9 protein-coding genes and 1 pseudogene are annotated in these 13581 nt (G+C 44.4%); 5 read left to right on the top strand and 5 right to left on the bottom strand.

All coding sequences use genetic code 11. The features are described from left to right. Positions 1 to 576: 576 nt before the first annotated feature. Together AWB54_RS14365 and AWB54_RS14360 are read right to left on the bottom strand one after the other, a co-directional pair. A pseudogene (locus tag AWB54_RS14365) lies at positions 577 to 1293 on the bottom strand (amino acid ABC transporter ATP-binding protein); the annotation flags it as partial. After that, complete coding sequence (locus AWB54_RS14360) at positions 1290 to 3527, bottom strand: ABC transporter permease subunit (RefSeq protein WP_061215288.1); 2238 nt, start codon at positions 3525 to 3527, stop codon at positions 1290 to 1292. The gene AWB54_RS14360 and the pseudogene AWB54_RS14365, both read right to left, overlap by 4 nt. A 614-nt stretch (positions 3528 to 4141) precedes the next feature. Here AWB54_RS14360 and AWB54_RS14350 point away from each other — a divergent pair. Both AWB54_RS14350 and AWB54_RS16010 read left to right on the top strand, forming a co-directional pair. Then, complete coding sequence (locus AWB54_RS14350) at positions 4142 to 6508, top strand: STAS domain-containing protein (protein ID WP_061215286.1); 2367 nt, start codon at positions 4142 to 4144, stop codon at positions 6506 to 6508. Then, positions 6462 to 6785 (top strand): hypothetical protein, encoded by a 324-nt coding sequence (locus AWB54_RS16010; RefSeq protein ID WP_162492483.1) that lies wholly within the window; start codon positions 6462 to 6464, stop codon positions 6783 to 6785. Before AWB54_RS14350 ends, AWB54_RS16010 begins: the two co-directional genes overlap by 47 nt. A 556-nt stretch (positions 6786 to 7341) precedes the next feature. On the opposite strand, the gene AWB54_RS14340 is transcribed toward AWB54_RS16010, so the two are convergent. From AWB54_RS14340 to AWB54_RS14330, 3 genes are all read right to left on the bottom strand, one after another. Beyond that, complete coding sequence (locus AWB54_RS14340) at positions 7342 to 7644, bottom strand: hypothetical protein (protein WP_061215284.1); 303 nt, start codon at positions 7642 to 7644, stop codon at positions 7342 to 7344. Positions 7645 to 7738: 94 nt separating this feature from the next. Further along, entirely contained in the window at positions 7739 to 8920 is a 1182-nt protein-coding gene (locus tag AWB54_RS14335; RefSeq protein ID WP_082736250.1) for a glycosyltransferase, read from the bottom strand. A gap of 41 nt (positions 8921 to 8961) precedes the next feature. Continuing rightward, complete coding sequence (locus AWB54_RS14330; protein ID WP_061215283.1) at positions 8962 to 9579, bottom strand: class I SAM-dependent methyltransferase; 618 nt, start codon at positions 9577 to 9579, stop codon at positions 8962 to 8964. Between the two features lie 206 nt (positions 9580 to 9785). Here AWB54_RS14330 and AWB54_RS14325 point away from each other — a divergent pair, with 206 nt between their 5' ends. The 3 genes from AWB54_RS14325 (at position 9786) to AWB54_RS16110 (ending at position 13447) form a co-directional block, all read left to right on the top strand. Beyond that, the gene (locus AWB54_RS14325) at positions 9786 to 11735 is read left to right on the top strand and encodes a glycosyltransferase family 4 protein (protein WP_061215282.1); all 1950 of its coding nucleotides are present in this window, start codon (positions 9786 to 9788) and stop codon (positions 11733 to 11735) included. A gap of 72 nt (positions 11736 to 11807) precedes the next feature. After that, positions 11808 to 12629: a glycosyltransferase family A protein gene (locus tag AWB54_RS14320; RefSeq protein WP_061215281.1), complete on the top strand. Its 822-nt coding sequence runs from the start codon at positions 11808 to 11810 to the stop codon at positions 12627 to 12629. Between the two features lie 98 nt (positions 12630 to 12727). Then, the gene (locus AWB54_RS16110; protein ID WP_174520076.1) at positions 12728 to 13447 is read left to right on the top strand and encodes a hypothetical protein; all 720 of its coding nucleotides are present in this window, start codon (positions 12728 to 12730) and stop codon (positions 13445 to 13447) included. Positions 13448 to 13581: the final 134 nt, after the last annotated feature.

Raw genomic sequence — 13581 nt, 5'->3', positions numbered from 1 at the left:
AGGCCAAACTAACAGCCCTGTCGGTAAATTTAAAGCGGATAGCCAAGCTGGTATCCGCCTTAAAGGGTTTACATGTTCTCATTTTGAAGTTATTATCTCCGTTAGTGGTTAACCGACCAGATTGTGATTGGGTTGCCGCCCAGGCGGCTTAAAAAGGATACTTTTTCAGTGGTTTCGGACCGTCCCCTTGCCACCTTGCCACCCGGGGTTTTATTCGCTCTTGACTTTGAAAAATAGCATGTTTTTATGGTTTTCATAGCGGTACTGGCTGTCTTCAATACGGCTCTGAATAAGCTTCAGCCCGATGTCGTCGGATTGTACACCTTCCGCCAGCGGATTAACCGGTTCACCGGCTGCTTCGCAGCGAAACTCCAAATGGCCGGTTTTTTCAAAATAGGCGAGATTAAGCGAAATATCGGAGAAATCAGTTTGCAGGAGCAGGGTTTCCTCCACCAGCAACAGTATATGGTCGCAAACCCGCGGTGGCAGGAGGTGCTTCTCGCAAAAGGCCTCAATCTCTGCATTCATGGCATAGAGGTCATAATTGGGGTTGTCGATATGATAATTAAAGCTGCGCACCCTGTTTATAAAAGCTCTGGTCTTTTCTCTTTGCGGGTTTTCAAATATTTGCTCCGGGGTGCCTTCCTCATAGATTATTCCCTCATCCATGTAAAACACCCGGGTAGATATGTTGCGGGCGAACTCCATTTCATGAGTAACCACCAGCATAGTCATGCCTGCTTTGGCCAGACGGCGGATAACCGCCAATACCTCGCTTACCATGGTGGGATCAAGCGCCGAAGTGGGTTCATCAAACAATATGACTTCCGGTTCCATGGCCAAACAACGGGCTATGGCCACCCGCTGCTTTTGCCCTCCGGAAAGCTCATCCGGGAAGCTATGGGCTTTCTCCGCCAGACCTACCAGTTTTAAAAGCTCCAGGGATTTTTGATTGGCCTCGGCCTTACTTTTACCCAGCAATTTTACCGGTCCCAGGGTAAGGTTTTCCAGCACTGAGAGATGGGCATAGAGGTTAAAGGATTGAAAGACCATGCCCGTTTTTTGCCGTATTTTCGGGACATCAGTGTCTTTGGCCAAAAGGTCGACATTATTAATATAAATACTGCCGCCGCTGGGCTTTTCCAGCAGGTTAAGACAGCGCAGAAAGGTGCTCTTGCCGGTTCCCGAAGGGCCGATTATAGAAATAATTTCGCCTTTGCTGATCTCGGTACTGACATCTTTAAGCACGGTAAGACTACCATAACGCTTGCACAGTTGTTCCGTTTTGATCATGCGCCAATACCTCCTTTGCTGCGGTTTATCTGCGGGTCGCTTTTAAAGGCAATATAGTCCAAGACCAGGGCCAGCAGCCATGATATGGCAAAATAAAGCAAGGCCACCATCACCAGCGGGAAGAAGGCATCAAAGGTGCGGCTGCGGATAATGTCACTGGCCTTGGTCAGATCCTGCACGGCGATGTAACCGACCACCGAGGTCATTTTAACCAGCGAAATGAATTCGCCCTTATAGACGGGCAAGACCCGGCGTACGGCCTGGGGCATGATAATATAGCCAAAGGATTGCCAGGGGGTAAAGCCGCTGGCAATCCCGGCCTCGCTCTGTCCCTTGTCAATGCTTTCGATGGAGGTGCGAAACATCTCCGCAACATAGGCGGCGAAGTTCATACCGAAGGCTATGACCGCCACCATTACCGGATTTATATTTACCGATGCAAATACCACATAGAAGACTAGCATAAGCAGCACCAGCACCGGGATCCCCCGCAGGATAGAAATGTAGACCCGGGCAAGCGCCTGCAACCCCCGATTCTTAGACATGCGCAGCCAACAGACCAGAGCGCCCAAGAGGGTGCCAAACACTACAGAAAACAACGATATTATGACCGTGACTTTCAGGCCGTCAACTATAAGCAAATAGCGCTGTTCCATAATAATATTTCTGTAGAAACTGGTTTTAATGTTATTGAAGAAGTCGCCTAACGGTGAACTGAGCTGAGGTTTTTTCACCATGGCGGCGATATTGCTGGTATGATAAGGCCTGGTAAAATCCACCTTTTGCTGGCGTTCCTCGGTTATATTGAAACAAGAAATAGCCAGGTCAATCTTACTGGATTGCAAGGCTGGTATCAGGGCGGGAAAATTCATATTGGACACTGCCACTTTTTTGCCCAGGGCCTGACCTATCCGGTTGGCCAGCTCAATATCAAAACCGCTGCATTCATTATTGCTATCTACAAATTCAAAGGGGGGCATCAAGGCCTCCGTTCCCACCCGCAGGGCGGTCTCGGTTACTGGCATATCAAGTTCAGGCATGACTGGTAGATCACCCTCTACAAACCAGCGTTTTTTCATCTCCGCCAGGGTACCGCTCTTCTCCAGGTCGGTTATTACCTGGTTTACCTGATTTAACAGCCGGGCATTGTTTTTCTTTACGGCTATAGCTACATCAACTGATTTGACCGCTTCCTCGATCACCGTTAAATCCGGGTTTTGTTGGGCAATGCTTTGCAGACTGTTGCGCTCAAAGACTACCGCATCGATCTTGTTGGTTCCCAGTGCAGCAGTGGCATTAATAATATTATCAAAGTCATATACCTGCGCTTGGGGAAATCTTTGCCGGGCGGCATTATCCCCGGCTGAACCGGTCAAAACCCCAATGCGCTTGTTTTCCAAAGCCTCCAACGTAAGGGCTTTATTCTCCTGAACGTTCTCATAGCGGGCGATATTCTTCTTCAGGCCAAAAACACTCACTCCCAGCTCATAATAGGGATCGGAAAAATCAACCTGACACTTCCTTTCTTCGGTAATAACTATGGTACTGGCGATCATATCTACTTTGCTGCTGGCGGCGGCCGCAACGAGTCCCGCAAACTCCATATCCTGCAACAGCAGTTCTTTGCCTAAATAAGCGGCAAATCTTTCGGACAATTCAATATCAAAACCAACGATCCGATTGTTTTTTACTATAGCAAAAGGCAAACCTTTATCACTGACCACGCCGACAACCAGACGGCCATTGTTTTTAGGGTTATCTATTTTCGGCATATCGCTTATTCCATTGCTTATCCAGCGTTTCACCATATCGTCATAGACCCCGCTGGCCTTGAGTTGCTGCAGGAACTGGTTGAATTCTTCCCGCAATTCATCATTTTCCTGGTTAAACCCGGTACCAACCGGAACTTTATACAGATTCTCGCCTACATAGGCCAGTTCCTGGTCTTTGCGCATCAATTCCAGCGAAGATTCGTGGTTGAAGAAAGCAGCATCGGCTTTGCCGGTTTTTACCGCCAGGATTAGGTCTGACTGGCTTTTATACTGCAATATCGTGGCATCAGGATAAGTCTTGTTAGCGTATTCATCATAAATACTGCCCAGCAAAACCCCGATTCGTTTATCCTTAAGATCATCGAGGGTTTTCAGTTTGCCGCCAGCCGGGTTCTCCCGGCAACCTGCCAGCGTAATAAGCAGAATAATAGTTATTCCTACCATTAACAACTTCTTAGGCAATAGTCTCCCTCCCCGGCTTATAGCCACGCCATAAACATGCAGAATGCTAGTAAATGTTAAAATTCCGCAAAAAGTATATATATCCTTTATTAAAAAAACTTTTCATTTTTGAGTTGTGCCCTCCTGGGTATATTTATATGAAATCGCGTTATGCCATATCGAAGCCATGTTAGTTGTTAAATTAACGAATGGATTCTTATTATAACGAAGCGAAAAAAATGCCCCTTGCTTCCTTTAACGGCCTCCAGGTTTTTGCAACTTAAAAAAAGGATACTCTTGGTCTTTGTGGAATATTATTTCTTGACTTTTTAAATTCTGCTTCCACTACAAAAATTTCTACGCCTGTATTCATTTGAGAAGATGCAGCCCTATTAGGTGATTCTGCGGTCTTGCTTCTGAAGTCATTACATATCTATTAAAAGATACGTTGTCTTTGACCGAGCGAGAAGTAATTTTTGCTCCGCATCATGTATGCTTTGATTTAATGCAAATGCGTTTTCAAATTAAGATATTAGCAATAAACAATCAACATAAACTTTACCAGGATAGCAATAACCGCTCGTATGACAAGCGGGATATAAAACATAATATGTATTTGGAAGGGAGCAGGCAAAATGCTTGATGTTTCCATTTCTATCGAGGACAATATCCCCCGGATAACCCTGGACGGGCGCTTTGACGGGCTGGGCGCCCAGCTATTGGAGCAGGAAGTCGAACGCCGCATTAGCAGCGAAAAGCAATGGCTGCTGGATTTTGCCAATGTCATTTATTTGTCCAGTGCCGGGATTCGTTTCCTGATCAAATACGGAAAGAAACTGGCCAGAATAGACGGCCAGCTTATCCTGGCCGGCTCAAGACCCGAGGTTAAATCGGTGCTGGAAACTACCGGAGTGCTGCAGCTTTTTCAACAGGCGGCAACGATTGACGAGGCTCGGGCGCTAGTAAAGAAGGAATCATCGGTACAGAGCAGTGCCCGGAGCCTGGCGGTGCAGGGAAGAACATGTTCATGGCAGCTTCTGTCAGGAAAGGAATGCTGCCTCGATATCTGGAATGCGCCAAGAAGCCCCGCTTTAGACAATTTAGATAGTTCTGATTTGATAGCGGTCAGCCTGGAAGACGTTGAGGTAGCTTTTGGCATTGGGGGACTGGGTTTCGACCGGGCAAACGCCTGGGAAGGGCTGGGGTCATTCCTGGCCCTGGAAAAACTAGTCGGCGTATTACCAGCGGATGCCTATAATCAACCGGATTTTATGCTGGTCAGAGAACCCGGCCAGGCAGTTATGTATATTGCTGCCGCCGCCGGTTTTACCGGGGTGCCGTGGGGAAAACTGGATATGCCCTCCGGGGAGCCGATTAGTTTGCGCGATCTGCGCAGCTTGATAATTGATAAACTACAGGAGCTGGATGGCAAAACAACCTCAGTGATCGGCATGGTGGCAATAGGGCAAACCCGGCCGGGCAGTGGGAGCTATTATCAAAACTATGAGGACTTGATACGCAACCAAACGCTGGAGCGGGAACTGCTTGAACCGCAAACCATGCTGCTGATCGGCCTGGGTGGCAACAACGGCTGGCAAGCTGATGAACAGCTCTCCATGCTCATGGCCCAGCAGGGGATAAGGCCGGGAGAGGAGTTCTTTCTGGGCAACGCCCTTTCCTTTACCGGGCAATTGGACTGGGAAAACATGCAGGAACCGGGGAGAATCTTGGAGTACTGCTCCAGGCTGGAATTAATGCAGGATGTAATCATGGTGCATGAACATACGGCTCTTAGCCAGGGGCGGGTGTGGTTCTTTGTTCCCGGTCAAATCCGCTCCGGGGAAGAAAAACAGCTGCAGCTGGAAGTACAGGGCGAGATCCCTTTCCCGGAAGAATGGCAGATAATTACCCGCCGCCTCTATGCTGATGCCCGGCGGGTAGTGCTGGAACCGTTGCACGGGGGATTCAGCCCGGGCAAACCCTTTCGCGTAACTGCTTATGATAAGGATCAGCGGCGGATGCTGCCCACGGTGTTAAAGATTGGCCCCACCGCCCTGATTGAAAAAGAGATTTTAAACCATCAAAAATATGTACAAGGTTATATTCTCAACAACTCTACTACCATTATGGGCCAGACTACCTGCGGAGCCTCCACCGGTATGCGCTACAACTTTGTGGGAATCAGCGGTCCGGACAGCAAGCTGGACTGGCTCACCCATCGTTTCCGGGAAAGACCGGCGGAGGAATTAATCCCGCTTTTCGACGAAATCTTTACCCATATCCTCAAACCCTGGTATGGCCAACCCCGCTGGGAAATGATCAAGCCCTATCAGGAACATAATCCGCTGGGACTGTTCCCCATGGTTTTTGCGGCGGCGGAAGCGGAATTCGGTATTTCAGCCCAGGAAAAGACTATTGCCTGTCCGGAATTGGGGTTGCTGCTGCCCAATCCCTATCACTTCTTGCAAAATGAATATCCTGCCCGGCAATCAGCGGCCCGGCTCTGGTATACCGGCATTAATCACGGGGATTTGAACATGCAAAACATCCTGCTGGATGAACGCGACAATGTCTATATCATCGATTTTTCTGAAACCGGGTTTAGGAATATAGTCTCCGATTTCGCCCGTTTGGAACCCATATTCAAGTTTGAAATGACTCGGATGGGCAGTGAAGCAGATATGGTAGCTTTTCTGGAGATGGAGCAGGCCCTGGCCCGGGCCAACTCGCTGGATGAAGTGCCCACCCTGGTCTACCGGGGCGATGATCCGGCGGTAGACAAGGTTTACCAGATGATTTGCCGCATCAGGAAATACGCCAAAACCGTGGTGCTCTTTGAAAGCGATCTCATTCCTTATCTCCTGGCTATGTTGGAATGGACTTTACCTATCGTGGCTTTCGTTAATGTAACCCCCTGGGCCAAAAAAGCGGCTACCTACAGTGCCGCTTTGCTGGTTGAACAAATTATGCGACTGGAATCAGGGGACCAGCCCCCCGGATGATTTAGCGGGCACCGGTACACAGGAAATGGCAGGCTATTTAAGACGGCTATTCCCCTACTTGGTCATTCTTCGCAGCAGTATCGATAATACTTTTTCACCTTATGTCTGGGCTTGCAAGATATCTTGCAAGTGGACTTGGGGTGGCAAGGATATATATGTTGATATGGCCGTGGTGGACAAGGTGGACAAGGTGGATGTGGTGGCACCGGTGGACATGGGGGTATCGGCGGACGTGGGGGAATTGGTGCCGGGAATCGCTGGTGGAAGAACCGGGTAACTTTCTCCAATTTTCTAAGGAGAAGCCATTCTTTCATAATTACCGTTTCCAAGGTTTCATTCACAACCGCATTAAAGTCTATTAAAACATCTGCCGGGGTACACGATGATATATGACCAATAAAATACTGAATTTTCTCCGCTTCCGCATTTAGCAAATGAGATAAAGCGATTTCTTCCAGGGCGATAGAATCCAGGAGATCGATAATTGTATGATATAAATCGGGACGATGATGCTGGGGAGGGAATTCAGGCATAGTCATATTACTCAACGCCTTTCTGTTATTATTATGTTAATATTAATATTCAATCCGTTGCCTAGTTGTTAAAAAATAGACACTCTATTCGTTGCAAGCCTATAGGCATTTGAGAACGCTATTAGACAGCACTGTCCGTAAACATGATGATTGGGAATGCGGTTAAATAGGAAATCAGCCACTCCCGTTTTCCTCCAGAATGCCTGTACATAATTATTGGTAAATGAAATGGGTTATTTGAGAAAGTATAACTTTGCCAAATAACCCTGAAATCAAGACCTTAATTTATAGTTATTATTATTAACCGGGGGGAATATCCAGGATGTCTTCTAATTTAAACTCCAGCAACATTTGGTTCTTTAGAACAGTTTGCAAAGACCTTCTTACTTCACGGTTAACAGAGAGTAAGCCCGAAATGGAAGTTGCTGTTATAGTTAACCCAGGAAGGGTTCCCAATACAGCCTGTAGTTTTTCACCCTCAGCATTAATAATATGGGCTAAACCAAGTTCCTCCAATGCTACGGAGGCTAACAACAGGTTTATAACTTGAGTTCTATTGAGGTTTATTGATGGGGTAATAGTTGGAATAGTTGGCAATGACATTACTTAATCCCTCCTTTTTACATAATATACTCTATAAATATGTTGTTAAAGAGCGACTTGTTACAATTCTACATATCCCATTTTGAAAAAAACGCTATTTAGTACTTTCTAAAAGTCTCATAAACTCGGGTTTAAGATATTTTATACGATCAGCCAGGCTGGGGTGCATGTTTATTAGTTTAGTAATAGCCTCACGAGCCGGTATATAATTATTCGAAATAATTAACGCCTTAAGATATGCCAAAAAGGCTTCCTCTTCATTTTTTAATTCCTCAAAACAAAGCCCTGCATAAAACCAGGCACTGAAACTGCCCAATCCCTTGATAGTTAAATAATTAAGGTTGCTTTCACCTAATTCGAGGCATTTTCGGAAACAATCTAATGCTTCTTGATACATTTTTTTGTAATAAAGGATTACTCCCATATAGAACTTTAGATCTACATAATCAGGATACATTTTAACTGCGGATTTAATGCCTGGCCATGCTCCCTCCCAGCTTCCGGTTTCCATTAAAATCGAATACTTCAAACTATAAAGCATCGAGGGGGGCGGAATAATTCCTTCATTTATAAATAATTCTATAGATTGATTAACATGCTCAAAGGCTTTATTAAACTCATTGCTCCGATAGTACTCTGCTGCCAGATAATAATGGGTCCAGGAATGATTCTTTTCTTCTGCTAATTCTCGTAATAACAAACTAACATTTCTCTTAAATTTCTGCTTATTCTCTACCTGTGAGTTCATATACCCATAATGATAGATTTTTAAATCTAAAAACCCCACCCGGTCTTGTTCATACGCTGAGGAAAGGTTAAGCCACTCATGGATTTTATTTTCAAAGCGGAAGCCCATATGGTTTCTAAAAAACCGGGGTTGAGCTATTTGAACCACCTGGTCATGATCAACCGCTTCACCGTAGAAATTAATAAGCGGGACTGAGAGAGCATCATAATCCTCAAAGAGTGTCTGATTATTTAGCTGATTCCTATTCTCTGGAGCTACTTCCTCATCTGCATCCAACCATAAAACCCAATCCTGGGTAACTTTATCCAGTCCAAAGTTGCGGGCCTCGGCAAAGTTGTTATTCCATGGGTAAGGGAAAACCTGAGCGTTATAGGAACGGCAAATTTCTATGGTTTTATCTGTTGACCCCGTATCGATAATGATAATTTCATCTACCAGGTTTATTACGCTATCTAAACATCTCTTTATACAGTTTTCTTCGTCTTTTACAATCATTGCTAAAGACAGGCTCTTTTTGTTTTGACCCACAAAGGCACCTCCTGATAAAGCAATAAGAACTGGAGAGAGGTTTACTTTTTTACCAGGATTAAACGCTCGGCTAAATTAAACCACCATATATCGGGATTATAAATAACGTTGGTTGAGCATATCTTCCCGCCCAGTTCCACAAATTTGGCTTCCCACCACTCTCGGGGCTTAATATTTATGTGGGTAGGATCAATATCATCCGGTTCATACTTAGTCACAACGTACACTAAAACCCATTTGCTGGAAACGCGCAATAACTCGGCACAGGTTGGGTAAGCTAATTCTTCGGGAATATGTTCTAAAACATCAAAAATGGTAACCAGGTCAAACTCGTTGCTGTTATAGGTCAAATCCGAGGCCAAACCAAGTTTTACCCGGTCGTTAACTTCTGCCGGTACTTTGCTTACCGCATAATCGGAGGCATCTATGCCGTAGGCATCAACTCCCCGCTCATAAAGAGCTTTAACCATAAAGCCCTTGGCACATCCTACATCCAACGTTTTAGCCGGTGCATAATGTTTTATTATATGTGCGGCTGTTTTTTCTACTTCCCCGCCAATTCTTTCCCAGGAATAATCTACATAGTTACTTTTCCCTGACTGGCATCCCCGGTCAAAATAGTCCTGGTCATAAAAAGATAAGTCAGAGCAACCTGCCACTACTTAACCCCCTCTCCATTACTTACCCTCGGAAAACCAGTGTTTAATAAGTCCAAAGGGTCCTTAAACTCACTTAAAAACTCATAGTCTCATAAGATATCAAAATGGATTTCTTATCTTCATAATATGTATTGAAGAAAAAGGCGTGTTTGCAGAATCATTCAAAAAAATCCGTTACCCCCAAAAGCGATCAAGGAGAATGCGATTTGACAAGAGCGTTAACCACGGATTCCAAACCGAGGGATAAAAAATTCAGTGCTGAAATGCTGGAAATAGTAAGGGTACTGAATTCTCAAAAACATAAGGCGGCAATACTCTATCTTATTCCTGAAAATGAGAATCCCAAACGGGAATTAATGCAACTCTTGAGGGAAATGTCTTACAAGGGGTATCTGTGTTTTTTATGCAAGCCATCGGATTCAGGGGGCATAGAGACTCTGGAGGAGAAGCTGATTTTAGTTAATCAAGGGTTCTCCCTTATCCCGGTAATAAAAAGCCTTTCCGCTATTGTATTGTCGACACAAAACATTCATCCGGATTGGGCTGAAGTTTTACATCATAAACTGCTTTGGTTCCACATTGATATGGACACTCCTAATGATATATCGGAGGACATTTCTAAGCAGGCAAACCTGATTAGTTATTTTCCAAGCACCTCGATTATGGAGAAGTTTTCCTCTAACAGTAAAGGGTTATGTCTCAAAGAGGGTCAGGAAAATCAAGCCAACGTAGCTTTAATAGAAGCAAGAATAAAGTCTCTCCCGCTCGGTTGGCTGCCTTATGCCAACCTTAATCTTCTGGGGAAGGTTGCTGTAATGACGGCGACTTTCTTGGATTTTTGCGGAGAGTATTTTTATAATGGGGGAGCTGAACGCTATTTACTTGATTTAGCGGAAATTTGCACAGAGCTTAATAATCAATTGATTGTTTTTCAATATGGGGATTACTCCTGGATGCGGCGCTTTAAAAATATCGACATTGTATCTTTAAGTCGACGTGGAATAAGGGCTGAAGGCTGGATATTAAAATGTGCCAGGGACTTTAACCAGGTTTTTTATGAACAAGTTCAGGGGAGAACAGCCCTCAATATCTATTCAGCCTTTTTTGAGGCCTGGCCACTGGCAGCTGCTCCCAATATAGGCATAAGTCATGGAGTTTCCTGGGATAATCCATACAATGACTACGAAAACGCGGTAGAGTACTGGCTGATGAACCAGCGCTATATTGATGGAGCTAAAGCTTGTGAAGACCTGGTTTCGGTAGATACTAATACCGCCAATTGGTTGCAAACGGTAGATTTTGACCTGGGGCAAAAGACTAAATTGATTCCCAACTATGTCAACCTGTCGGTATTTAAGCCGGCAGAAGATTATTTGGAAAAGGGAGATAAGACAGTAATTCTTTATCCCCGCCAGCTTTATTCCGCGCGAGGGCTATATATGGTTCTGGAAATTTTGGATGATATTTTAGAGCAATATCCTGAAGTTGAATTTCATTTTGTGGGCAGAGGGGGAGAACAAGATATAAATCAGGTCATAGAAAAACAAAAAAAATGGAGTGAAAGGGTGAGACATTATCCCCTGTCAATGGAGGAAATGCCCCGAGCTTACCAGGCTGCGGATATTTCTCTAATTCCGTCGGTTCACAGTGAAGGCACCAGTTTATCCTGTCTGGAAGCGATGGCTTCCGGTAATGCGGTTATAGCCACTCGGATTGGTGGGTTATCGGACTTGATTATTAATAACTACAATGGTTTTTTGATTGATCCCCGACCAGAGGAGCTAAAGCAGGCCATTATGAATTTATTAGATAATCCGGAGCAATTAAATTTATTCAAAAGACGAAATCTCGAAGTGGCCCTGGCTTTTTCCCAGGATCTTTGGCGCAAGCGCTGGCTGCTTTTACTAAAAAACAAGATAAATGAGATACCTGCAAATAAAATAACAAATAGCCGAACCGTTGAAATTAAACTCCTAAGTAACCCGGTCGATTACGGTAAATTAGGGGAATTGATTATAACGTTATTAGCCAACGGAGACCTGGTCTATGTTCGCTCCAGTGAAGTGCCCGAACCTGAATTAAGCTTTGCCCGAATTCAATGGCTGGCACCCGAAACGCCATTATTTGCCCCCTGTGATTTGACTATCGAATGGTAAGGAGAATTAGCGTGAAAAATACTTTTTCATTACTATTTGTATCACCGCTGGTGCGGCGAGATGGAGGTTTTTATGCCAGAAGGTAAGCCCAGGGTACTCCTGGGAAGTCCAATTCGCCAGAAGACTGAAATATTAAGTAATTTCTTATCAAGCATTAAGGAATTAAGCATGAGCACGGTTAACCTTGATTTTTATTTTATTGATGACAATAGCGAAGAAGAATCCAGCCAATTGCTGGCCGCTTTTGCTGCCCGGAATCCGAATACATCTCTTACCAAAGTGCAAGATGAAAGACCGTATATATGTAACGAGAGTACCCATATTTGGGAGGAAGAACTTATTTGGAAAGTAGCAGAATTGAAAAACAGCATTATTAACAAAGCAAGGGAAGATGATTATGATTATTTGTTTTTGGTTGACTCGGATTTAGTGTTACATCCCCAAACATTAGAGCATTTAGTAAGCCTGAAAAAAGATATTGTATCAGAAATATTTTGGACCAGGTGGCAGCCTGATTTCCCTGAATTACCACAAGTATGGGTTTCTGACCAGTATAACCTGTTCAAGTGTTTTAGAGGAGAAAACTTAAGCGAGAGCCAGGTCTTACAGCGGGTTCTACAATTTCTGAACCAAGTGAAAGTGCCCGGAGTTTACAAAGTTGGCGGTTTGGGAGCCTGCACTCTAATAAGCAAGAGGGCTATTCAGGCCGGAGTTAATTTTAAGGAAATTTATAATATTAGCTTTGTGGGCGAGGACCGGCATTTTTGCATTCGTGCTGTCGCTCTGGGTTTTGAACTTTTTGTAGATACGCATTATCCGGCTTTCCATATTTACAGACTCTCTGAGCTGGGTGGCCTTGCAGAGTTTAAGATGCGCATAAATCAAACGATATAACGAACTTTCTATGTTTAAAAATACAACATTAATGGACTATTTTAACATTTTTAAAAAGCGAGCATAAAATAATAGCATAACCCCTAATAAGGAGTTGATTGAATATGTCATTTCCGACTATTCCCAGTATTACTCCGTCAATAAGTATAAATAGAACCCAGGTTATCAACCTGCTATTAGCATCTATAGCCCTGGAAGAGCTTGGTTTGGCCCATATTATTAATGCTGAGGGTGAAAAATTACAGGCTGTATTGGGAGCTCTTCCTGGTTTATCCGTAAAAGCAACCTCCATTTCGGGTTTACTCTCTGTAAACCGTGAAGTGAGGCGGACATTACAAACAATTATAAAGAATCAGATGCTCCTGCAATTTAAACTTGAGGATATCATGGATATATTTTCAACACCGACCCGGCCTCCCTCCCCTCCTATATTTGTTGATGCAGGTTCAGCCTGGGGAGTGGGAATTGAGTACGGTACCGGCAATGCTCAGTATTTCACTTTTGAAAGTACGGATACAGAAAAAACTGTTGTTCTTGGGTTGGGGGCAACTAATATTCCTGTGGGTACGGTACACCTTCTTCGCCAAGGCACTAACTTATTAGTAACCTTTACAACCGATTTTCCCTATGTAATGAACCAGGTGCATCTATATGTCGGTGCTACTGCTCCAGTTAACAGTAATCCTGGAAGTTTTCCATATAAATATCCACCTGCCCCTGATGGCTATTTTACAACCTATACGTTTACTGTTGATGTAAGTGGTATTCCCGGGACGATTTATGTAGCCGCTCACGCTCACATTCTACAGCAAGTCTAACGGTTCAAGCAGGCAACAGAACCGTCCCCTTGCCTGCTCGAATAGCCTACCGGGGTATGGTACCGATAAAACATACTTATTTACTTGTTATAAATAAGGGGCAATGGGCGATAAAGATTTTATACATAGGAGAA

The organism is Syntrophomonas wolfei subsp. methylbutyratica (genome assembly GCF_001570625.1).
In the GTDB taxonomy this organism is placed as follows: domain Bacteria; phylum Bacillota; class Syntrophomonadia; order Syntrophomonadales; family Syntrophomonadaceae; genus Syntrophomonas; species Syntrophomonas methylbutyratica.
This window is presented reverse-complemented; position numbering and strand designations above follow the sequence as displayed.

Bases quoted from the DNA above. Each gene is read 5' to 3' on its own strand.
- AWB54_RS14350 (WP_061215286.1), top strand. From the start codon at position 4,142: ATGCTTGATGTTTCCATTTCTATCGAGGACAATATCCCCCGGATAACC.
- AWB54_RS14340 (WP_061215284.1), bottom strand. From the start codon at position 7,644: ATGTCATTGCCAACTATTCCAACTATTACCCCATCAATAAACCTCAAT.
- AWB54_RS14320 (WP_061215281.1), top strand. From the start codon at position 11,808: ATGCCAGAAGGTAAGCCCAGGGTACTCCTGGGAAGTCCAATTCGCCAG.